This window comes from Pseudovibrio axinellae (assembly GCF_900110875.1).
Classification (GTDB): domain Bacteria; phylum Pseudomonadota; class Alphaproteobacteria; order Rhizobiales; family Stappiaceae; genus Pseudovibrio; species Pseudovibrio axinellae.
Genome location: NZ_FOFM01000001.1, coordinates 888,025 through 910,921 on the forward strand (window position 1 = coordinate 888,025; position 22,897 = coordinate 910,921).

The window sequence follows — 22,897 nt, forward strand, 5'->3', positions numbered from 1 at the left end:
GCGGGAAATCGGTTCACTGATCACGCGAACAGTTTGTCAATTTCGTCCTGCTTCACATCGTTCAAAAGTGCGTCGATCTCATCCTGCGACACGCCCTCACCTGCATGTTGAGGGCCGTGAAGGATCAGCTCACGTTTACGACGCTCGTCCTCTGTCTCTTCAGCATTTTGATCTGCATGAGCTTCTTGCTTGAGGCGTAAACGTTCAACGAAGTTTGAGACACGCTCATCGATCGTATTCAAGGTGCCCACAACCTTTGAAATCCGCTGGCCGGTGATATCTTGAAACGCACAGGCCTGAAAGATCTCCATAACCTGATCATTGACCGTGTTCTGGTAGGCTTGTGTATCATCAGGATCAGCGGCCATAATTGCTTCGGCAGCGGCCATGATTGTGTGGGTCGCCTCCTCTGTAGAAGAAACAATGGCGTCGAGCTCTCGCCCTGCTTCGGGGATATGATTATCTCTCATATCTGCGACCCGAAGCTTGCTGATCTCAGCCTTCATGCGCGCAATTTCTGCGCCAATCTCCGCCAACTCCATAGTCACTTCAGGTTCGACATGTTCAATGATCTCCCCCATTGAACCTGTCATCACCTCTGCGAGTCCCATAACATGGGTTAGAGTGACTTCGCTCGACTTCTCACGGCTTTCTTCCAGAAAATCGATGAGTTGCTGAATATCAATCTTGGTCAAAACAACACTCTTCCCTTTTCTTGAGTGCGGAACGCCTCTTCCTGCAGACAACACAGCCTTACAGGTCAGAGCTCTATCTGGCCTTATTATCGGTCAGTTGGGTGCGCAAAAGGGTTGGGGCGTGCTCGTTATAGCGTCCTCACCCCGGCCCGAAGCATTTTCAATTGTGCGCAAAGCAAACTAGTCAGCAAAAACTGCTTCTATTTTGCCTTTAAGCGTTTGCGCGTTAAACGGTTTAACGATGTAGTTGTTAACCCCTGCCTTCTTGGCAGCGATCACGTTTTCCGTTTTAGATTCAGCCGTCACCATAATAAATGGCGTTTTACACAAAGCTGCATCTTGCCTAACCTGTTTGAGCAGCTCGTAGCCAGTCATAGGTTCCATGTTCCAATCCGAGATCACCAGGCCATAACGGCGCTGCTTCATTTTCTCGTAGGCCTCAGTGCCATCAGCCGCATCATCGATGTCCGTAAAGCCAAGTTGCTTCAACAAGTTCCGAATGATTCGAATCATGGTCTTATAATCATCGACAACCAAAATTGGCATCTGAAGATCAAGGGCCATGTACAACTCCATATTCTCAAGAGGCTGCCGCTGCCTCTCTGCTATACTCACGGCGACCACGACAATTTACGGTCTCACCGGTCGCAGGTGTCCTTCCAAAAGAGAGGGAGACCCGCCAATTCATCTTCGCGAAAGTAACCACGCTACGTTATAGTTAGGTTAATTTCTCCAATACGATTTCAATAATGCTAAAAGCCTAATTGTTTTTTGTGGGCCTACTTTCTAGGTTTTCTGCGCGTTTTACTGGCAATCATGCCTGTGGTTAATCCGAGGAAATATTATGCTCAGCCTGCGTCCACTTGCCTATGAAGACCTCACCGTCGGCATGACTGAAGTTTTTGTTAAGCATGTCAGCTCCCAGGACATCGTCGGATTCGCGGAAGTTTCCGGTGACCGGAATCCGATTCATCTGTCAGAACATTTTGCGGCTAAAACACCATTTAAGAGTCGCATTGCGCACGGTCTGTACACCGCGAGCCTTATCTCAGCCGTACTTGGAACGCGTTTACCGGGCCCAGGTGCAATTTATTTATCTCAATCTTTAAATTTCCGGGCACCTGTGTATATCGGCGATGATATTGAGGTACGGGTGAGCGTTGCTGAATTGTTTGAGAAAGGGCGCCGCGCGCGTCTGGACTGCAAGTGTTTGGTGGGCGAGAAAGTGGTTCTGGAAGGTGAGGCCATGGTGAAAGTGCCTTCCCAGTCAGAAATGGATATCCCCCTTTAATTGGATAAATCCTGCGAAAAGTTGCGTTTCTTGTGTTCGTCCTGTCAAAGATTATCTGAAAAGCTTGACGGGGCGAGCTTCTCACGGCACCGTCTCGCAAAATTCTAGTCATAGAGTGGGAAGTAAATACATGGGTGAGCCGATTAAACAGGCGCATTCTTTTCAGCATGTTACCGATCTTGCGCAGTTTCCAAAAGAACTGCGCGGCGGCGTTGTTGCAATCGGGAATTTTGACGGTGTCCACCGTGGGCATCGGGCTGTACTTGATTTAGCGCGTGATGAGGCTGAAAAGCGCGGGGTTGCTGCTCTTGCGATGACCTTTGAGCCACATCCACGCAGTTTTTTCATGCCAGACACACCTGTATTCCGCCTTACACCTAGCCATATCAAGGCTGAAATCCTTGAGGCCGAACATCTGGACGGCGTCATTGAGCTTCCTTTCACCAAGGAATTTGCAAGTATGGCAGCGCAGGATTTCGTCGAAGACATCCTGGTCGGCAAACTTGGAATATCTCAAAGCATCACCGGATACGATTTTCACTTTGGCAAAGGGCGCCAAGGCACCCCCCAATTTCTGCGGGAAGCTGGTGAGAAATACGGTTTTGCCGTCACCATTGTTAGCGCTGAAGGAGATGAAGGCGGAGACATCATTTCCTCCAGCCGCATTCGTAGCGCTCTTGCACAAGGTGACTTGGCGCTTGCAAATGCTTTGCTTGGCTATCGTTACTTTGTCGAAGCTGTTGTGCAGCATGGTGAGAAGCGGGGCCGCGAACTGGGTTACCCGACTGCAAATCTTAAGCTTGCAGACAATTGTGAGTTAAAAGAGGGTGTTTACGCCGTGCAGATCAAAGTGGACGGCGTCAAGCATGACGGTGTGGCCAGTTTTGGTCGCCGTCCCACGTTTGATGACGGGGCACCGCTGCTGGAAGTTCACATCTTTGACTTTGACGGAAACCTCTATGAGAAGTCTGTCGCAGTTTGCTTCATCGGGTTTATTCGCAGCGAGCTTAAATTTGACGGTATTGACGCCTTAATTACCCAGATGGATCAAGATAGTGCAGAAGCGCGTGCGATGATTGCTTCAATGCGCCCACTTTCACCTCTTGACCAAATGCTGAACACCAACGAATAGACATTGATGAAAGAAACTTCATGGCATCCGTGACCACAGCGGCCCGCGCTGATAATGTGCTGCATGGCGTGTTGCTGATGATGTTTGGCCTTCTCATTCTTTCGAGTATAGATGGTGCCGTAAAGTTTCTTTCCGAGTTTTTCTCTCCTTTAACCGTGTCTTTTTTCCGCTTTGCGGTTCAGCTTCTCATCGTTATGGCAATTGCACTGTTTCATAAGCGCAGTTGGCGAAGCCTTTTGCAAGAAACAACGCTACTGTTGTTCTGCCGCGGCCTTTTGCTGGCGCTGGGGTCGGTCTTTAGTGTCTTTGGCCTGAAGTATCTTTCCCTAACCGATGCAGCTGCAATTTTCTTTTTTCATCCAGTCATTCTGGTGGTGCTTTCAGGCGTGTTCCTTAAGGAAAAAGTTGGACGCCTGCGTTGGCTCGCTGTCTTGGTTGGCTTTGTTGGCGTGCTTGTGATCATGCAACCGGGAACAGAGGTTTTTCAGCCAGCAAGCCTGCTCTTGTTGGCTGCAGCTTTCACCTTTGCCTGTTTTCTGATGTTGACCCGCAAGATTTCCGGTGAAACGTCTCAGCTGACAATCCAGTTTGCAACCGGTTTTGCAGGCGCACTGCTAATCCTTCCAATCATCGTTTATGCCTGGCTGACTGGGTTTGGCGGTGACCTCATCGTCGCAGGCCAGAAGGCAAGCTTCACACTGCCCACGGTGCTTCTTTGCTGTCTTGGTTGTGCAGGTCTTATTGCGCACGTTCTTTTGGTCAAGGCCCTAGAAAAAGCACCGGCATCCGTTCTGGCACCAATCAACTACGTAGAAATTATATATTCGACAACAATAGGTTACTTAATATTCAATGAGATCCCAAACGATTTTGTCTGGTATGGAGTTGGCCTGCTGGTCTGCAGTGGCCTGATCCTTGCGCACACAGAGCGAAGGCCTGCGGCCTCATAATGTCGAGAGCTGCAACACTCACTCTTTAGATAACCGCATTAAATAACAATCAGCCGATACTTTCTTTTGGACGCAAAAGAAATCATGGTGCGTCAAAATAGTGCCTTCCTCTCAGCGCTGCCTCTGATATGTCAGCGTCTTCCACCTTTCGTGAGAGCATCATGACAACAATAACAACTGGCGCACCTGCTAATCACACCTCCAATGCTGAGCTCCACGGCATCCTGCTTATGGTTGCTGGAATGTCTCTTGCTCCCTTGATGGATGGCATTGCAAAGTACCTGAGTGAGTTTATTTCCCCTGTTGAGGTCTCACTTGGGCGTTTTGCGTGTCAGGCGTTGATTGTGCTTGTTATTGCGTTCTTCATGCGCCGCTCTTTTGGCTCACTGCTAAAAGAAATGGACCGTATCCAGTTTATACGCGGTGCGTGTCTGGCCATCTGCTCCATTTTCTTCTTCACCTCGCTAAAATATATGCCGCTGGCGGATGCGATCGCGATTTTCTTTGTTCAGCCGATGATTCTGACCGTGCTTTCCGCTGTTGTGTTGAAAGAAAAAGTGGGCGTACGCAGATGGGCCGCTGTGGTTGTCGGAATGGTCGGTGCCTTGATTATTATCCGGCCAGGTTCGAGCGCTTTGGGGCTTCCCTCTTTGCTACCCCTTGCAGCAGCAACATGTTTTGCGATTTATCTTGTTTTAACCCGCAAATTGTCAGGAAAAGCGTCCTTGCTCGGCATTCAGTTCGCAACCGGTGTTGCCGGTGTTTTAACGCTCATCCCGTTGGTGGTGATTTCCAGTTTACTGGGAATTGAGGCAGCTGCATGGACGACGCCAGAGCTGTCCCATCTGCCGCTTTTCCTGCTTATGGGCATTATCTCGTTTACCTCACACGGCTTCATCGTTTTGGCGTTTGACAGGTTGCCTGCATCCGTTCTTGCTCCGCTTGGCTATACCGAGATTATTAGTGCGACCATTGTTGGCTACGTCTTGTTTGGCGATATTCCTGACAAGTTTGTTTGGCTGGGTGTGGCATTGATTGCAGGTGGCGGGCTTTATATCGCCCATCGCGAGCGGACAGCAGCAAAACGCCAGGCTGAAAGTGAAGAGCTTGTAGACAGCTCCCCGACACGTCACTGTTAGCGCTTTGATTGGCTATCAAGGTACTGGAAAATTACTCGGTGTCTTGAGAATATTGAGCTTTGTTGTTAGAGCCTCTTTATTCCTTGCATGAGCGCTGTTAAAAGCTCTCATTATGTTAGCCAAGTTTGAAGATGACAGGACTTCTCCTTTGACCTCTTTCAAGGTGTGCCAATTTCGAATTATTGGCCCGGCCTTCAGATGAGACGCCGATAGGCGCCCTGAAGTACCGGGAGACCTCCAACCGCCGCACTGGTGGCGGGACTTTCAAGCTTGCGCATTTTCATGTGCTTCACCAAATGCCTATGGGCAACCAAATGCCCACATAAGCGGACTGCCAAATGACCGATACTACGAGCCGCGATTATTCGGAAACGCTCAACCTGCCAAAAACCGACTTCCCTATGCGAGCCGGTCTTCCAAAGAACGAACCTAAGATCCTTGAAAAGTGGAAGCATAAGGATCTTTATAAAGCCATGCGTGAACAATCCGCAGGCCGACCAAAGTTCATTCTTCATGATGGCCCTCCATATGCGAACGGCAATATCCACATCGGCCACTCGCTGAACAAAACCTTGAAGGACATCATCAACCGCTCCATGCAGATGCAGGGCTTTGATGCAAACTATGTTCCGGGCTGGGATTGTCATGGGTTGCCGATCGAGTGGAAGATCGAAGAGCAGTACCGCAAAAAAGGCAAGAACAAAGACGCTGTGCCGATCAATGAATTTCGCCGGGAATGTCGTGATTTCGCGGACAAGTGGATCGACGTTCAGCGCGAAGAGTTCAAGCGTTTGGGCATTGAAGCTGACTGGGCGAACCCTTACCTGACCATGAACTACGACAGTGAAGCTGTGATCGCGAAAGAGCTGATGAAGTTCGCGACATCCGGCCAGCTGTACCGTGGCTCCAAGCCTGTGATGTGGTCCATTGTTGAAAAGACCGCCCTTGCTGAAGCGGAAGTGGAGTATGAAGACCATACCTCTCACACCATCTGGGTAACTTTCCCGGTCGTTTCCGGTGATGAGGCCTTGCTTGGCAAGAAGGTGGTCATCTGGACAACCACTCCATGGACCATTCCAGCAAACCGCGCGATCTCGTTCTCAAACGACATCAGCTACGGCCTTTATAAGGTGACCGAGGCTGCTGAAGACAACTGGGCGAAGGTTGGTGAAGAGTTCATCATCGCCGATAACCTCGCTGGTTCTGTGTTTGAAGCGTCCCGCGTTGATGCCTATGAGCGCCTCAGCGATGCTGATGTCAGCAAGATCGAGTACTGTGCTCACCCGTTACGCGGTGCTGAAGGTGCTGGTGACTACTTTGATTTCAACGTGCCTATGCTGGCTGGTGATCATGTGACGGATGATGCCGGTACGGGCTTTGTGCATACCGCGCCAGGTCATGGTCAGGAAGATTTCCAGATGTTCCTGGACAACCGGGAAGCATTTGCGAAAGCTGGAACTGAGCAGGTTCCAATGACCGTTCAGCCGGATGGGTCTTACTACCCGCATGTGCCGCTGTTTGAAGGCAAGTACATCCTTGACCGGAAAGGCAAAGAAGGCTCCACCAACAAAGCTGTTATCGAAAAGCTGACTGAAATTGGCGCGCTGATGGCTCGTGGGCGTGTCAAGCACTCCTACCCGCATTCCTGGCGTTCTAAAGCTCCTTTGATCTTCCGTAACACGCCGCAATGGTTTGTTTACATGGACAAAGAGCTTTCAGAGGAAGCCAAGGGCGATACTTTGCGTGCCCGTGCCCTGAAAGCGATTTCAGAAACCCGCTTTGTGCCTGCAACAGGTCAAAACCGCCTCAACGCGATGATTGAAGCGCGTCCTGACTGGGTTCTCTCCCGCCAGCGGGCATGGGGTGTACCAATCACCGTGTTTGTCAACAAAGAAACCGGTGAGGTACTTAGGGACGATGCTGTTAACGCTCGCATCTTTGACGCCTTCCAGAACGAAGGTGCAGATGCATGGTTTGAGGACGGCGCGACACAGCGTTTCCTTGGCGATGCTTATGATGCTGAGAACTTCGAAAAAGTCACCGATATCCTTGATGTTTGGTTCGATTCCGGGTCAACACACGCATTTTGCATGGAACGGCGCGCAGACCTGAACCCGAACCGTAAAGGCTTGGGCGGGGATGATTATGTTCTTTACCTTGAAGGAACAGATCAACACCGTGGCTGGTTCCACTCCTCCCTTCTGGAGAGCTGTGGTACGCGTGGCCACGCGCCTTACGATGCCGTCCTGACCCATGGCTTCACCATGGATGAGCATGGCCGTAAGATGTCCAAGTCTTTGGGCAATACAGTTGCCCCTCAGGATGTGATCAAACAGTACGGCGCCGATATCCTGCGTTTGTGGGTTGGTTCTGTCGACTATTCTGAAGATCAGCGCATTGGTCCTGAAATCATCAAGACCAACGTGGATGCCTACCGCAAGATGCGCAATACCCTGCGCTTTATGCTCGGTTCGCTCTCTCACTATAAGGGCGAGGAAGTTGCCCTTGCTGATATGAGCGAGCTGGAGCTGCTGATGCTGCACCGCATCGCTGAGCTGGATATTCTGGTTCGTGAATCCTATCAAGCATTCGACAGCAAGCGTGTTTTCTCAGCATTGTTTAACTTCATGACTGTTGAACTGTCTGCGTTCTACTTCGATGTTCGTAAGGATGCACTTTACTGTGACGCACCATCTTCGAAAAAACGGAAGGCGTCTTTGTATGTGATCGAACAATTGTTCCGTCACCTGACCATGTGGTTGTCTCCTATTCTTCCGTTCACCATGGAAGAAAGCTGGAGTTATCGTTATGGCGATGCAGCAACGTCTGTTCATCTTCAGCAGTTCCCAGAGGTTTCCTCTGCATGGCGCAATGATGAGCTCTCCGCGAAGTGGGAGAAGATCCGCATTGTCCGCCGTGTGATCACAGGTGCTCTTGAAGTTGAGCGCCGTGAAAAACGTATCGGCTCCTCGCTTGAGGCGCACCCTACCGTTCACGTGACGAATGCAGAGTTGATGACTGCGTTGAACGGCTTGGATATGGCGGAAATCTCGATCACCTCTCAGATCAACCTATCTGCTGATGCTGCACCTAGCGGTACCTTCACTTTGGATGATGTGGAAGGTGTGAGCGTCGTTCCGGGGCTAGCAGAGGGTAACAAATGTGCGCGTTCCTGGAAGATCCTTCCAGAAGTTGGAACCGACACTGAGTTTCCTGAACTGACATTGCGTGATGCAGACGCAATGCGCGAGCTGGAAAGCTCTGCCGTTTAAGCTGAAAGATGCGACGAGGGAATTTACTTTGAAGAAACTGAAGTTTTGGGGAAGTTATAGCTCCCTCGTCCTGTTCCTTGCCAGTGCTGGTCTTATTGTAGACCAGCTCGCCAAGTTCTGGGCTGTCGGTCATTTTTCCGGTACCGGAGCCTCGCCAATTTCTGTTGGACCGTTTTTGGACCTGGTTCTGGTTTGGAATAAAGGCGTGTCCTACGGTCTGTTTCAGCAGACAACAGAGATTGGCCGCTGGGGGCTTGCAGCGTTTACCGTTGTGGCTTCAATTTTCATCTGGTTATGGAGTACCCGTGTTACAAAGCGCAGTGAAGCGCTGTGTCTCGGGTTGATTTTATCTGGTGCATTGAGCAACGGGTTTGATCGTCTTTATTACGGTCAGGTTGTTGATTACGTTTATTTCCATGTCGGGGAATTTTCTTGGTACGTCTTCAATCTAGCCGATGCTTGGATTGTGCTTGGAGCAGCAGGTTTGTTGCTCGAAAGCTTATTTATTGGCAGAAATAAGGATAGCCGGCCCTAAAGTTGCCCTATTCCAAATTATATGTGGGGAAGATCGGGTGTTTCTGGGCATAACTACACATTTAAGGCCTTCATGGTTCCGTGATTCCTGTTTTATGGTGGCCTCACTGGAATATGAGGACTACAGATTTCGCAGGCTGAGATATTGCCCGTGATACCTGTCAGACATTGTTTTGTGGGTGATCGGGAAACAAGGGTAATGAAATTGCAAAGCCGTAGCAAAAAATTCGTTGTTCGCGCCACTTTCGTTTGCGCGCTTTCTTTGGCTGTGTCTGCATGCATGACAGGCGACTCAGAATTCAGCGAGGACACTGAAAGCACTGATGCCGGTTTGGTCGCAGGTGTTTTGAGCGTGGTTGGTCTTGAGTCACAACGTAATGCTGACATCCAATACAAAGAGCGCGCGCCACTTGTTATGCCAACGCAAGCCAATGCTCTGCCACAGCCTGATAGCCGCGAGCTTTCAGAGGTTGCAAGCAACTGGCCAGTGGATCGATCCAAGGAAGAGCTCGAAGAGATCCGCGCCTTTTACAAGGTAGAACCAGGTCAGCCGCTGAGTATTGAACAGCTGCGTGGTCACCCTTCCGTGCAAAAGGCCTCTGCGCGTCCGCGTGATTTTGAAGCTGAAAAACGTCAGCGCCAGCTGCTTGATGGTGACAAGCTCACTCCAGCAGAGCTGGCAGCGATGGGCAAGAAGTATCAGGAAGCGAGAAAGCAGCTTGGCGGCAAGGATATGGAAACCCAAATCTGTGCGCCTGGCGACGAAGCTTGTGTCCCGACACGCAAATACCTGACTGAGCCTCCAGTCGCTTACTCCACTCCAGTGGCAGGCGTTGCGTTTGCGACACCAGACGTGGATGAGAGCGAGTTGGTTCGCCAAAAACGTGAAGCCGCGGCCATTGAAGATGGCGCTCGGATCGATATGGGCGACCAGTAGATCTCTGCTGCAATAAAGTGATATAACTTTATTGAATGCCTTAGCAAATTATGAAGCAAGCGCGACATCGTTCGCGCTTTTTTCATTATAATCGCAATAGATTACGAATATTTCACGAGGAGATTAACCACAATCACGCTATAGATATGGGGCTGTGTCCTGCTCATTTTAAAGGGAGCCCCCTACGTGACTGGTCGATCTCTCACGCTTAAAGCTCTGGCTTTGAGCCTCGTTGTATTTGCGAGCCCTACCTTATCGTTGGCTGCCAGTACAACAGGGAAAGCTTCGATTGAAGACTTTTCAAAAATCCGTATTGGCGGAACCGACGTTTCTCAAAGCACCCTTGCCAATGGCCTTCAGGTGGTTGTCATCCCTGATCGGCGTGCCCCTATTGTCACGCATATGATTTGGTACAAGGTTGGCGCTGCGGATGAAGCTCCCGGTAAATCGGGTCTTGCTCATTTTCTGGAACATTTGATGTTTAAGGGAACCAAGAATACGCCGGAAGGTGAATTCTCCCAAAAGGTTGCCCAGGTGGGCGGACAGGAAAATGCGTTCACCTCGCAAGACTACACGGCTTACTATCAGCAAGTGGCCAAAGAGCACCTTGAAATGGTGATGGGCTATGAAGCTGATCGCATGTCCAACCTCATCCTTACGGAAGAACAGATCATTCCTGAGCGAGACGTGGTGCTGGAAGAACGCTCGCAGCGTGTTGACCGCAGCCCAGCGGCCCGATTGTCAGAGACCTTTGATCAGGTTCTGTTTCCAAACAGCCCCTATGGTATTCCGGTCATTGGCTGGAAGGACGAAATTCAATCCCTTAATAAAGACGATGCAATCGCCTTTTACGATAAGTATTATACACCAAACAATGCGGTCTTGATCGTTGCTGGCGATGTGTCGGCTGATGAGGTTCTCAAACTTGCCAACAAAACCTATGGCAAAGTTGAACAGCGCGCTGAGCCTGGTGCACGTCTTCGCCCTCATGTTCAAATCGTACCTGGTAACCGTGCCGTCACACTGGAAAGTGATCAGGTCGCACAGCCAAGCCTAAAGCATGGTTGGATCGTTCCTAGCTCAACCACAGCAGATGCTCATGAATCTGAGGCTCTTGGAATTCTTGCTGACATTGTCGGTGGCGGAGCTAATAGCCGTCTTTACAAAGAGCTTGTGGTCAAAGGTAAAATGGCGACAAGCGCGGGCACCTGGTATCAATCCACGACATTGGATGACACGCGCTTTATTCTTTATGTCGCCCCCAAAGACGGCACCAATCTTGAAGAGCTTGAGCAACAAGCGCTCACCGTGATTGATGATGTGCTTGAGAACGGAGTGAGCGCGGAAGAAGTGGAACGCTCCAAACGCTCTATGCTGGCCTCTGCAATCTATTCTCAAGACAAGCAGGATGTCCTTGCAAGGATCTTCGGGTCTGCACTGGTCACTGGCGGGTCTGTTGAGAAGGTTCAAACTTGGCCTGAGCGCGTTGCGCAAGTTACACCTGAGCAGGTTCAAGCCGTTGCTCAAAAATACCTCAGTAAAACAAGCGTGGCGAGTTATCTCAGTCCTGCTCCAAAACCAGAAAACGTAGAGTGAGAGGCAACGCTCCATGAAAGCTAAAATTTCTGTCGCTGCTTTTGTCCCTGCTTCGCGCCTTGCTGCAAGTTTGTTTGCATTGTTAGCGCTGTCGCTGCTGTTCATCGTCAGCTTTGCACAAAACAGCCATGCAATCGAAATCCAGGAAGTTAAGAGCTCTAAAGGGATTACCGCCTGGCTTGTTGAAGATTACACTGTTCCAATTATTGCTCTCAATTTCGCATTTGAAGGCGGAAGCTCTCAAGATCCAGATGGAAAGCTGGGTCTCACCAACTTGCTCAGCACAATGCTTGATGAGGGTGCAGGGGAGCTGGATTCACAGGCATTTCAAGCACGTCTTGAAGACCTGACGATGAGCCTGTCTTTTAGCGCAGGACGTGATTTCTTCTATGGGTCTTTTCAGAGTCTGCAATCCAACAAGGATCACACCTTTGAGATGCTGCGCCTTGCGTTGAGCGAACCTCGGTTTGACGATGTTCCGCTTGAGCGCATGAAATCACAGACAATCTCCGGCATTCGCAGGGGCCTGAAACGCCCGGACGCTTTGGCTGGCCTTACGCTTGCCAAGACAGTGTTTCCCGATCACCCTTATGGGCGTCCAAGCCGCGGCACAGAGGAAACTGTCACTGGCCTCACCAGTGAGGATCTTAAGATCCAGCGCTCTAAAATCTTCGCAAAAGACACTCTAAAAATCGGAGTTGTGGGTGCGATCAGTGCAGATGAGCTGTCCGTGTTGCTCGACAAGGTGTTTGCTGGGCTGCCTGCGAGCGGAGACCTGATCAAGATCCCTAATGTTGAGCCGGTTGAGGATAAAAGCGTTCACGTTGATTTTGAAAGCCCTCAGACTTCCATCCAGTTTGCGATGCCAGGTTTAAAGCGGCATGATCCTGACTACATGACGGCTTATGTCATGAACCATATTCTCGGAGGTGGCTCTTTCACATCCTGGTTGTACGACGAGATCCGTGAAAAGCGCGGTCTGGCCTATTCGGTTGGCTCCTACCTGTTGCCTTATCAGCACTCAGCACTGCTCATGGGATCCACAGGAACGCGGCCAGATAAAGCGGGAGAGACTGTCGAGATCATCAAGCAACAGATGCAGCGCATGGCAAAGACAGGGCCTACCCCAGCAGAGCTTGAGGAAGCAAAATCCTATATCACAGGCTCATATGCCCTCAACTTTGATAGTTCCGGCAGCATTGCACGCCAGCTCACTGGCATTCAAACTCAGCAATTGGGCATCGATTACATCGACAAGCGCAATGACATGGTTGAGGCAGTGACACTGGAAGGTGTGCGTAAGGTTGCTCGTGAGCTCTTTGAAGGTGTTCAACCAACCTTTGTGACAGTTGGCATGCCGATTACACAAACGGCAAATTAACTCTCAAACACTTTGGAAAACGGCAGGCGAGTTGATTAAAATCAGCTCGCCTCTTTCTTGAGCGGGCGCGGGTTTGGCGCTCCTTGCAAAACATCGGCCCGTACAGGGCGCGGCGGGGAGAACAAGAAGCCTTGCGCGCAGCGAATGTCCATTTCCAAAAGCTCCAGAACAGCACCTTCGCTTTCAACATGATCAACGATCAGCTCAATCCCGTAGCGCTGCAACAAGCTGCCAAAGTCGGCCGGATGAATGTTGCTTTTTGCCAGATCCTCTTCCTGCAAAAGCAGGCGAGAGGCGTGCAGCTTTGCAAAGCGGAAGCCGCGATCAGCAAGCGCACGGAAGTCCATGCGCAAATCCGTGATACGGTCTACCGAAAAGCGGAAGCCCAGGTCAGCGAGTGCAGCAAGGCTTTCATATTCAAGCGCGCTCATGACAGCCACATCGGCCTGCGAGAACTCAAAGATCAACAGGTCTGAGTAGGTATCGTTGGCACGCACGAACTCCAGAAAGCTCGGGAAGAAGTTTTCGTCTACCAGCGTGCTGGTCGACAGGTTGCAGAACAACCCTGCTTCTCTGTTGCGTGTTGCCAAGCGTTTCAGGATCTGAAGGGAGCGGAACAACAAAATATTGTCGATGGCTGCCATTTGCCCTGTACGTTCTGCTTCCTGCAAGAACTCAATCGGCTCCAACGTGTCGCCGTTGGCTTTGCGCAAGCGTGTAAGGGCTTCGTAATAACGAACGCGGCGCTGCGGCAACGTCACGATCGGTTGCAGGTAAAGGTCCACCCTGCCTGCTTCAATGCTTGCACGTATTTCTTCAGCAAGCGCTGCATTGGGGTGGTGCAAGCGCGGCGCAGGTCGCTTCACCTCTGGTGAGCGCAAATCGGCGTATGGCTCTTGAGCGCGCGTTGCGGGCTTGGCTGCCCCTGTTGCAAACGCAGCAGCCGCCTGACTGGCCAGATCGGATGCAGGTTCATTCATGGTTTGAGGAGATGCAAGGCGCTGTGCTGGCTGAGGTTGAAGCATTGCCTGCTTGGCACGCTGATCCTCAATCGCAACTCCCTGATCCTCGATACGGCCTTCCATGTCAGCCATGGCTTCAGCCATTTGCTTCACAAGAGAGCCAATAACTTCCACCTCTGCAAACAGCGGATCGATTTCTTCACGCGTTCTGCGAGGAATGTTGTGCTCAACACCGGCCAGACGGCCTTCCAGGTTACCAACATCGTCATCGATCACTGTTAGGCGCTCTTCCAAGCGATTAACAGCATCTGAGACTGCCGATTTCTCTTGCGAGCGGGTCAACATGAAATGGATGAAAATCATGGTGCACATCGCCGTAAAAGACACGGTGATGGCTTCGCCAACTGGACGCGCGAAAAGATGGACCATCACGATGCCAAAGGAGGCAGCAATGGCCGATATAGAAAACAGAATGGAAATGTTCGCCAAGCGCGTCATAACCTCATGAGTACCTACTGGTCCGAATCACAAGCAACCTACCTGAATTTTGCCGCATTTACCGAGGCTCTTCGAACCCTATACCCATCATATTTCAGGGAAAACCCGTGTTGTCCCCGCAAGATTGCCAGTAGAGCAAGATATATCGGCAATGTAAGCAATTTTCCGCATCCTAGAGAGACGGTGTTGGCTATGCGATTCTGCCATGTTCTCATTTTTGTCATCTAACAATGTTGCCCGAAGCGTACGTGCTGTTAGATTTTAACTGCATAATGCAATCAATCTGAAAAACGAAAAGGGTTTGTTTACCCTGTTTGCACAAACTCACGAGGTCGGAAGTTATTCGACCTGATGTGTTGATTTTTGAGGTTGCCTGCCAATGGGATCCCCCAAAGCTAAGAATAGGTTTTTGAATGCCTGTATCGTGGACACCAATCGTTCCGATCTGCGCAAAACCAGTAGTGCATTAGCCAAGCATGTGACCGAGGGACAGCCCGCACATACCGTTTCCAGCAAGGAACACGCGATCGCTTTCTTGCGGCACACACCGATCAACATCATCATTGTCGACCTTGAGTGTATTGGTGGTGCAGCTGAGCTTGCTGAGATTGTTGCAGCCGCGCCGCGCGCTGTGATGATAGCCGTCAGCGCAAAAGGTTCTGTCAGTACTGCTATGAACGCAATGCGAAACGGAGCACATGAGTTTTTGATCAAGCCCTACACCAGCGAGATGCTGATGGAAAAGCTTGAAGCACACCTTGACCTCTTCCGCAGCTCAGCGACGCCCTCCTCTTTGCCAACAGCTCCCGCACCTACCAGAATCGGTGCTTCCTGCAAGGAGCAAAAAGCAGCGGTGCAGTTTGAAGGCTTCATCGGCAGTTCCAAACGGATGCAGAGTGTTTATGCGCAGATAAGCCGTATGGCGACTTCCAGCGCACCTGCATTTATCACCGGAGAATCAGGAACAGGTAAGGAATTGTGCGCTCAGGCCCTTCGCGCTCAATCAGCGCGCAAAGCTGGGCCTTTTGTCGCAATCAACTGCGGGGCTATTCCGGCCAACCTAATGGAATCTGAGATCTTCGGCCATGCACGCGGCGCTTTTACCGGAGCCGATGAAGCACGCGCCGGAGCGGCAGAGCTGGCTGATGGTGGCACCTTGTTTCTTGACGAAATTGGCGAAATGGAACTCTGCTTACAGAGCAAGCTTTTACGCTTTTTGCAAACCGGCACAATCCAGCGCGTTGGCGAACACAAAACACGCTCATTAGACTTGCGGGTGATCTGCGCAACCAACCGCGACCCGAAGACAGAAATTGCGGCCGGTCGTTTTCGTGAAGATTTGTTCTACCGTCTTCATGTCTTACCGATCCGCCTACCTGCCCTTCGTGAGCGCCGCGAAGACATTCCAACACTCGCTCTCAGCTTCCTAAAAACGTATTGTGCAGAGGAAACCCGTAGATTTCAGCGGTTTTCTTCAAGCGCTGAAGCTCTCCTTCTGCAACATAACTGGCCTGGGAATGTGCGCGAGCTTGAAAACGTCATCCGGCAACTGGTGGTGATGAACGATGGGATTGAAGTCAGCGAAGCGATGCTTTCGCCTTTGCTGTGCGAACAGAACGTTCCCATCTTAAGTGAGATTGCATTTGGGCCAGCTGATCTGCCCCCTTCTATGGGCCGTTCAATTGAACCTTTATGGTTTCAGGAAAAGCAGATTATCGAAACCACACTGGAAACGTTCGACGGCAATATCGCACTTGCGGCGGCCGCTCTGGAAATCAGTCCATCCACCATCTATCGCAAAAAGCAGTCCTGGGCAGAGCGTGCAAACGGTTAAGTTCAGCGGCTGGTGATTTTCCAAGTCCTCCCATCAAAAGCGCCATTTTCAGACAGGATGATGCTGCCTTGAGACATCGAGGCAGTATTGTCTCCCTTAGATTTAAGAGTTATACCACCGCCAAGAATCAGATGAGTACCGCAGATTTTGTGTTCTGCTGGTTCCAGGGGGCTAAGAATGTCATTTACAATAAGAGGCATGCGAGCTTTTGCAAAAGCTGCGACCTGTTCTATTTTTTCAGTAACTTTGTTGGGAAGTGCCGCATCTGCTGAAGACGCAACAACGCTGAGCGCTGACTTCAACGGCGCACGAGAGGGCTACGCCGCCGCATGGCAGCAGCAACCGCTTGCGTTTACAGCGGCCAAATTCATCGCCTTGCCGGCTGAGAGCTATGGTTCTTACACACCTTTAGAAAACACTGAGTTCCAAAGTGGCGATCCACTGATTGTGTATGCTGAACCCGTTGGCTTTGCCATAAAAGAGATGAATGGCGAATATGCGATTGATTTGAGCGTGGACTTTGAACTGATTAATACGACTGGTCAGGTTCTGGCTTCGCAGGAAGGGTTCACCACCCTTCACTCAAAGAGCTTCAATCAGATCCGCGAGTACCAAAGTTCACTCAGCTTCAACCTGACGAGCCTGCAAGCGGGTGAATATAAACTTAAAATTCGGTTCAACGATGTGAACTCGAATAAGACAGGAAGCTTCGTGCTGCCATTTTCCATGAAAGAAGCGCCTCTTCAGAACTAGATTTTAAGCGAGACTTCTTGAATTACCAAGCCGGCTTTTTTTCTGAAGGCCGGCTTTTCTTTTACCCCCGAATCCGTTTGAAACAGACAAGCATCGCAAACCATCAATTCGTCTAATCCGGACTTAAAACTGCCAGCCATTACCCCCAAGTTCTCGCAGTATTCAAGGATTTATTGCGCTCCAGTAAATTTTTTTAGTGGCCGCTCCTTGACTAAGACAAGGGGGGAAACTACATCATTTCTCAGTTGTTAGCACTCTGCCTTTGGGAGTGCTAATGACCGTGGGGCCAATAAGGTTTCACCCACTCTCAAAGTTTTTAACCTTCGCGTCCGGGCGTTGCCTAAAAGGGACGCTCGCGTATGAGAGGAAGAGCCAATTATGAAATTTCGTCCACTACACGACCGTGTTGTCGTTCGCCGCATTGAGTCTGAAGCTAAGACAGCTGGTGGCATCATCATTCCTGACACAGCACAAGAAAAGCCGCAGGAAGGCGAAGTTGTTGCTGTTGGCGCTGGCGCACGCAAGGACAATGGTGAGCTGATCGCTATCGACGTTAAAGCTGGTGACCGCGTATTGTTCGGCAAATGGTCCGGCACTGAAGTTAAGATCGACGGCGAAGACCTGTTGATCATGAAGGAATCCGACATCATGGGTATCCTGGCTTAATTCCAAGCCAGTGTTGAGACCCTACGTTCCCTTCTGTTACTCAAGAATTTAAGTGAGACAAAACCATGGCTGCTAAAGAAGTCAAATTCGGCTCTGACGCCCGCGAAAAAATGCTCCGCGGTGTAGACGTCCTTGCAAACGCTGTAAAAGTAACACTCGGCCCTAAAGGTCGTAACGTTGTTTTGGACAAAGCATTCGGCGCACCACGCATCACCAAAGATGGTGTTTCTGTTGCGAAGGAAATCGAACTTGAAGACAAGTTCGAAAACATGGGCGCACAGATGGTGCGTGAAGTTGCTTCCAAAACCAACGACATTGCTGGTGACGGTACAACAACTGCGACTGTTCTGGCGCAGGCTATCGTTAAAGAAGGTGCAAAGTTCGTTGCTGCTGGCATGAACCCAATGGACCTGAAGCGCGGTGTTGACATGGCAACTGCAGCTGCTGTTGCGGACCTGACTTCCCGTTCCAAGTCTATCTCTTCTACCGACGAAGTTGCACAGGTTGGCACAATTTCTGCTAACGGCGACACTCAGATTGGTGAAGACATTGCTGAAGCAATGCAGCGCGTTGGCAACGAAGGTGTTATCACCGTTGAAGAAGCTAAGTCCCTTGAGACTGAGCTTGAAGTTGTTGAAGGCATGCAGTTCGACCGCGGTTACCTGTCCCCTTACTTCGTAACCAACGCTGAAAAGATGATTTCTGATCTGGAGAAGCCACTTATCCTTCTTCACGAGAAGAAACTCTCCAACCTGCAGCCAATGCTTCCAATCCTTGAAAGCGCTGTTCAGTCTTCCCGCCCACTCATCATCATCGCTGAAGATGTTGAAGGTGAAGCACTGGCAACTCTCGTAGTTAACAAACTGCGTGGTGGCCTGAAGATTGCTGCTGTTAAGGCTCCTGGCTTCGGTGACCGTCGTAAAGCAATGCTTGAAGACATCGCTATCCTGACTGGTGGTACTGTGATCTCCGACGATCTCGGCATCAAGCTGGAAAACGTGACTGTTGACATGCTCGGCACTGCTGACAAGGTGAACATCACCAAGGAAACCACTACCATTGTTGATGGTGCTGGCAACAAAGCTGACATCGAAGCACGTGTTGCTCAGATCAAAGCTCAGATCGAAGAAACTTCTTCCGACTACGACCGTGAAAAGCTGCAGGAACGTCTTGCTAAGCTTGCTGGCGGTGTTGCAGTTATCCGCGTTGGCGGTGCAACTGAAGTTGAAGTTAAAGAGAAAAAAGACCGCATCGACGATGCCCTGAACGCAACACGCGCTGCTGTTGAAGAAGGTATCGTACCAGGTGGTGGTTGTGCTCTTCTTCGCGCTAAAGCTGCTGTTGAAAAAGTATCTTCTGACAACGTTGACATTGAAGCTGGTATCAAGATCGTTCTTCGCGCTCTTGAAGCTCCAATTCGCCAGATCGCTGAAAACTCCGGCGTTGAAGGTTCTATCGTTGTTGGTAAGATCCAGGACAACCTGGCTGACGAAACTTTCGGCTTCAACGCGCAGACCGAAGAATACGTCAACATGGTTGAAACCGGCATCATCGATCCAACTAAGGTTGTTCGTACAGCCCTTCAGGACGCAGCTTCTGTTGCTGGCCTGTTGATCACAACCGAAGCAATGGTTGCTGAACTTCCTAAGTCAGACAACGGCCCTGCAATGCCTCCAATGGACGGCGGCATGGGCGGCATGGGCGGCATGGGCTTCTAAGCCAAGCCAACCATCTGCTTAAACAGATCAGGGCACCTCTCGGGGTGCCCTTTTTTGCATTGTCACAATTAACTTCAACTGGGAATTAATACTCATGAGTGACCTAAAACAAAAACATCATGATATTTGGCAGTCAGTCAAAAACCAAATGTCTGACACCAAGCTTCCAATTAAACTGAGAAATAACGTTCCAGACGGAAGCTATTACGACATCAAATTTGGCATACCGAACGCTTACCTGAGCCTTCACTACGTTGATCAGGAAAACTGCGCGAAAGTTATGATCAACTTTAGGAATGAGCGCGGTGAGGTCTGTTTCAAAGAACTGCAACGCCAAAAAGAACATGTAGAGTCAGAGATCGGTGCATCACTTGATTGGGACCCTGCTGAACATGCTAACTATTGCAGCATCGTTTTATGGAAAAGAGACGTTGATCTTGGCACCAACACCACAGTGTCTGAGCTTGCGGACTGGTACGTGACCTGGCTAGGCAACTTCCACAAGGCGCTCTTCCCTCTCCTTTCCGCAATTCCGAAGTAGCAGTCTTAAGTAGAAACACCCTAAGTGGCGCTCACCGTTTTTCTGCATTACAATTCAAGTTGTTCAACCCTTAAGCAGTCACCCGGTTCTGCCAATCTGCTTTAGCTGACAATTGAAAGAGTCTTAGATGAAAAATCGCGTGGCGTTAGTTTTTGGTGCAACTGGGTTGATTGGTAGCGAGGTCGTCCGGCTGCTGCTTGCCAGTGACGAGTATGCTGAGGTTCATGCCGTTACACGCAAAGAGTTGGGTATTGAGAGTAATAAGCTGCGTGCGCATTTGACCGATTTCAGCGACCTCTCCTCCCTCCAGCTGCCAGATAACATTAGTGATGTGTTTTGTTGTCTGGGGACCACTCAGAAGAAAGCTGGCTCAAAAGAGGCGTTCTACGCGATTGATTTCCAGCTTGCCTTCGACCTGTCGCGGCTGGCACGTGAGGCTGGTGCGCAGCAGTTTCTCATGGTGTCTTCGATTGGTGCTGAAGCCGGCAGTTCCAATTACTATCTGAAGGTCAAAGGGGAACTGGAAGAGGCAGTTCGCGGGTTGTCTTATACTTGCACAAAAGTGTTCCGACCATCCTTGCTGCTGGGTGAGCGTGCAGAGCAGCGCTTTGCGGAAGGGCTAGCTGGATCGGTACTGCCACACCTTTCGTTTCTCTTCCAAGGCCCATTGCGCAAATATCGCCCAATCGAGGGCACTGCTGTTGCACGCGCATTGGTTGCTGGTGCCCTTGAAGGCGGGAACGGGTTTTGCGTTCTGGAAGGTGACGAGATTGCAAAGTTGGCTGGCTGAGCGGCAACTCTTACCCGCCCTCCTCACACCACCCCATGCGAATCCTGTGTCCACATACACAGCGGCTGGCGGTGTGCTCTTTGCTGTTGCCTGAACCTATTTTAAGTGCTCTCTTATCTTCACTCTTTTATTATCTTAGTCGGATTGGGCAGTGTGTGCGGCATAATGGGGAAGAGAGACGCGAAGATGGAAGGCCAGAAGAGCATGACATATATGCAAAACTACATCGTTCAGTAGACGGCCTCCACAAAAGCAAAAGTCGGCACGGCTTGAGACAAGCGTTCAGCAAGATCGCAGCAAATTGGATTGCAGTTTTTTGCAAAACACCCGATATTCAAACAACTATGCGATAAAATTAAGAACCGTAGATATCTCCGCGACACTCATTGAAGCAAAAACACAACCATAAGTATATACAATTTTACCCATGCCATTTAGTATGTAAACGGCAGCGAATATGATCGTAGCATTTGGCTCGACGCTTGGAAGTTGTTCTTTTTTCTCTGAGGATCAGAAATATTATGGTTATGCCTAACTCTATTAAGTTATTTGAAAAAATCACTATATGGTCACTTGTCATCTCGGTCATTAGCGGCCTTATTTCCCCGCTTCAGCCTTCTCCAATTGAAACGACTCCCTCATTAATGTTTGGTGCCGTATTGTTCACTTTTGGCTTAGGAATAGGACTAATATTGCTGGTGAGTAGGGGGCGTAGCGTTATCGCAAAATGGATTTGGATCATTCTACAAGTATTGGCTGTGATACTGCAGATCTATGATTTTCCTACCAATGATTATTCCAACCCTTCCGTTTTCATTGGTTTGATTGTTGCTGCGGTGGGCATATTTTGCATTTTCCTGCTTTTTACTGATGAAAGCAAAGAATGGTTTCTAAGCAAGGAACACGAAAGAATGCAACGCTTACTTCGATAGGCTTTGAAGTTATAATTTGTGTTTGTTGTAGGTTTAGCTGTGTTGATAGCTGCGTAAAATGATGACTGTTGCCAGCTAAACCGCCCTTGTTACAGTGTAGTGAAGAAAAAAATGTACAAAGCCATCATTTTTGACCTTGATGAAACGCTCCTTGACCGTACCAGTTCCCTAAGGGATTTCTTTTGCGCCCAAGCTCAGCGATTGGAACTCAGCTATTCTTGTGGTGTTGAGCAAGCGCAGGAAAGGTTTTTGGAGTTGGACCAGCGTGGTCGGGTCTTGAAAGTTGATGTCTATCGCCAATTGCTCAAAGAGCTACTGCCAAACTCACCATTCTCTGAGAACGTGCTTGCCGAAGACTGTGAAAGAAATTTCTGGCGCCATGCCAAAGCCTTTGACGGTTTTGATCGTCTGTTTGCTACTATATCGAAGCTTAATGCAAAAACGGGTCTTATCACCAACGGTCGCACGCACATTCAGCTCCGCAGCCTATTGGCGCTTGATCTGGACCTTTTGGTGGACGCCTATCTGATTTGCCAAGCCGAAGGGCTGCGCAAGCCGGATATCGCTATATTTCAGCGAGCGGCAAATCAGTTGGGTGTTGAAGCTCAGGATTGCTTATTTGTTGGAGATAATCCGAAGGCGGATATACTGGGTGCGCAGAGTGCTGGCATGAAGGCTGCATGGTTTGATAATGGTGCCCTCCCTCCAGCGGGAACAGATTTCACTCCTGAGCTGGTCATACATTCACTGGGAGATCTACAGTCGCATTTGAATGAGGTTTACCAGCCCGCTTAAGCAGATTGGTCCGTAAGCTAAGAATTCTTATCCCCCTCCTGTCTCACGCCCCCATACTAATTCCATGTCCACGTACACGGGCAGCTGGCGGAGCGACCGTCAGTGTGGCGTGGGCTGGGCGGGGCTACCGGGAGACATAACGCATCCTCCGGCGGGTTCGTTGAAACACCCCTTGAAAGTCTTTAGTGCAGGGACCAAGCGGAAGCTGGTCACCCGATGGGCGTCTACACTGGCAGCTGCAGCTGTCAGGGACAGGTCAAACTGTCCTTTACAGCAACTGCCCTGAAAAGTGAGTTTCGAAGCAAAGCCTTGTGTTTTGTGAGGGCTCACCGTGATGGGTAGGCACCTGCTCCCAATGCCTTTCGGTGGAGACCTTGTTTCATACAAAAACGCCCGGGCGAGGCGAGCAGCCAATGCCGAAGAAACTAATTTAACAAGTAGCGCAGGCACTGCCTGCTCGCCTTGCTCACCCCATATCTTT

General features: G+C 50.2%; 20 protein-coding genes. 17 read left to right on the forward strand and 3 right to left on the reverse strand.

Annotated features, from left to right (window positions below; translation table 11 throughout):
• Positions 1-20: 20 nt before the first annotated feature.
• Positions 21-695, reverse strand: a complete 675-nt coding sequence (locus BMZ51_RS04025) for a protein phosphatase CheZ (RefSeq protein ID WP_068005835.1) — start codon at positions 693-695, stop codon at positions 21-23.
• A gap of 180 nt (positions 696-875) precedes the next feature.
• Positions 876-1,259 (reverse strand): response regulator, encoded by a 384-nt coding sequence (locus tag BMZ51_RS04035; protein WP_008552155.1) that lies wholly within the window; start codon positions 1,257-1,259, stop codon positions 876-878.
• Between the two features lie 280 nt (positions 1,260-1,539).
• Between BMZ51_RS04035 and BMZ51_RS04040 the strand changes: the two genes are divergently transcribed.
• The 9 genes from BMZ51_RS04040 (at position 1,540) to BMZ51_RS04080 (ending at position 12,927) form a co-directional block, all read left to right on the forward strand.
• Positions 1,540-1,986 carry a MaoC family dehydratase gene (locus BMZ51_RS04040; RefSeq protein ID WP_275078208.1) on the forward strand — a complete coding sequence of 149 codons (447 nt, stop codon included), beginning with the start codon at positions 1,540-1,542 and terminating at the stop codon, positions 1,984-1,986.
• A 130-nt stretch (positions 1,987-2,116) separates the two neighbouring features.
• Positions 2,117-3,118, forward strand: a complete 1,002-nt coding sequence (locus BMZ51_RS04045; RefSeq protein WP_068005831.1) for a bifunctional riboflavin kinase/FAD synthetase — start codon at positions 2,117-2,119, stop codon at positions 3,116-3,118.
• Positions 3,119-3,138: 20 nt separating this feature from the next.
• Positions 3,139-4,068, forward strand: coding sequence for a DMT family transporter (locus BMZ51_RS04050; protein WP_068005830.1), 930 nt, complete (start codon positions 3,139-3,141; stop codon positions 4,066-4,068).
• A 161-nt stretch (positions 4,069-4,229) separates the two neighbouring features.
• Positions 4,230-5,207 (forward strand): DMT family transporter, encoded by a 978-nt coding sequence (locus BMZ51_RS04055; protein WP_068005829.1) that lies wholly within the window; start codon positions 4,230-4,232, stop codon positions 5,205-5,207.
• A gap of 338 nt (positions 5,208-5,545) precedes the next feature.
• Positions 5,546-8,479: an isoleucine--tRNA ligase gene (gene ileS / locus BMZ51_RS04060; protein WP_068005828.1), complete on the forward strand. Its 2,934-nt coding sequence runs from the start codon at positions 5,546-5,548 to the stop codon at positions 8,477-8,479.
• 28 nt (positions 8,480-8,507) lie between these two features.
• Positions 8,508-9,014, forward strand: coding sequence for a signal peptidase II (gene lspA / locus BMZ51_RS04065; protein ID WP_068006331.1), 507 nt, complete (start codon positions 8,508-8,510; stop codon positions 9,012-9,014).
• A 198-nt stretch (positions 9,015-9,212) separates the two neighbouring features.
• Positions 9,213-9,950, forward strand: a complete 738-nt coding sequence (locus BMZ51_RS04070; protein ID WP_208979247.1) for a hypothetical protein — start codon at positions 9,213-9,215, stop codon at positions 9,948-9,950.
• 186 nt (positions 9,951-10,136) lie between these two features.
• A complete protein-coding gene (locus tag BMZ51_RS04075) occupies positions 10,137-11,546 on the forward strand; it encodes a M16 family metallopeptidase (RefSeq protein ID WP_068005826.1) in 1,410 nt (469 codons plus the stop codon).
• A gap of 13 nt (positions 11,547-11,559) precedes the next feature.
• Positions 11,560-12,927 (forward strand): M16 family metallopeptidase, encoded by a 1,368-nt coding sequence (locus BMZ51_RS04080; protein WP_068005825.1) that lies wholly within the window; start codon positions 11,560-11,562, stop codon positions 12,925-12,927.
• A 41-nt stretch (positions 12,928-12,968) separates the two neighbouring features.
• On the opposite strand, the gene BMZ51_RS04085 is transcribed toward BMZ51_RS04080, so the two are convergent.
• A complete protein-coding gene (locus BMZ51_RS04085) occupies positions 12,969-14,387 on the reverse strand; it encodes an EAL domain-containing protein (protein ID WP_068005823.1) in 1,419 nt (472 codons plus the stop codon).
• A 379-nt stretch (positions 14,388-14,766) separates the two neighbouring features.
• On the opposite strand from BMZ51_RS04085, the gene BMZ51_RS04090 reads away from it, so the two are divergent.
• The 8 genes from BMZ51_RS04090 to BMZ51_RS04125 all read left to right on the forward strand — a co-directional run bounded on the left by BMZ51_RS04090 (position 14,767) and on the right by BMZ51_RS04125 (position 22,416).
• Positions 14,767-16,221: a sigma-54-dependent transcriptional regulator gene (locus BMZ51_RS04090; protein WP_208979248.1), complete on the forward strand. Its 1,455-nt coding sequence runs from the start codon at positions 14,767-14,769 to the stop codon at positions 16,219-16,221.
• 177 nt (positions 16,222-16,398) lie between these two features.
• Positions 16,399-16,974, forward strand: a complete 576-nt coding sequence (locus BMZ51_RS04095; RefSeq protein WP_068005819.1) for a hypothetical protein — start codon at positions 16,399-16,401, stop codon at positions 16,972-16,974.
• 378 nt (positions 16,975-17,352) lie between these two features.
• The gene (gene groES / locus BMZ51_RS04100; RefSeq protein WP_068005817.1) at positions 17,353-17,640 is read left to right on the forward strand and encodes a co-chaperone GroES; all 288 of its coding nucleotides are present in this window, start codon (positions 17,353-17,355) and stop codon (positions 17,638-17,640) included.
• A gap of 65 nt (positions 17,641-17,705) precedes the next feature.
• Complete coding sequence (groL, locus tag BMZ51_RS04105) at positions 17,706-19,358, forward strand: chaperonin GroEL (RefSeq protein ID WP_068005816.1); 1,653 nt, start codon at positions 17,706-17,708, stop codon at positions 19,356-19,358.
• A 94-nt stretch (positions 19,359-19,452) separates the two neighbouring features.
• Positions 19,453-19,899 (forward strand): DUF4268 domain-containing protein, encoded by a 447-nt coding sequence (locus tag BMZ51_RS04110; protein WP_068005814.1) that lies wholly within the window; start codon positions 19,453-19,455, stop codon positions 19,897-19,899.
• 127 nt (positions 19,900-20,026) lie between these two features.
• Positions 20,027-20,689, forward strand: a complete 663-nt coding sequence (locus BMZ51_RS04115; RefSeq protein ID WP_068005811.1) for an NAD-dependent epimerase/dehydratase family protein — start codon at positions 20,027-20,029, stop codon at positions 20,687-20,689.
• A gap of 521 nt (positions 20,690-21,210) precedes the next feature.
• Positions 21,211-21,621: a hypothetical protein gene (locus BMZ51_RS04120; RefSeq protein ID WP_068005809.1), complete on the forward strand. Its 411-nt coding sequence runs from the start codon at positions 21,211-21,213 to the stop codon at positions 21,619-21,621.
• Positions 21,622-21,732: 111 nt separating this feature from the next.
• Positions 21,733-22,416 (forward strand): HAD family hydrolase, encoded by a 684-nt coding sequence (locus BMZ51_RS04125; protein ID WP_068005807.1) that lies wholly within the window; start codon positions 21,733-21,735, stop codon positions 22,414-22,416.
• Positions 22,417-22,897: the final 481 nt, after the last annotated feature.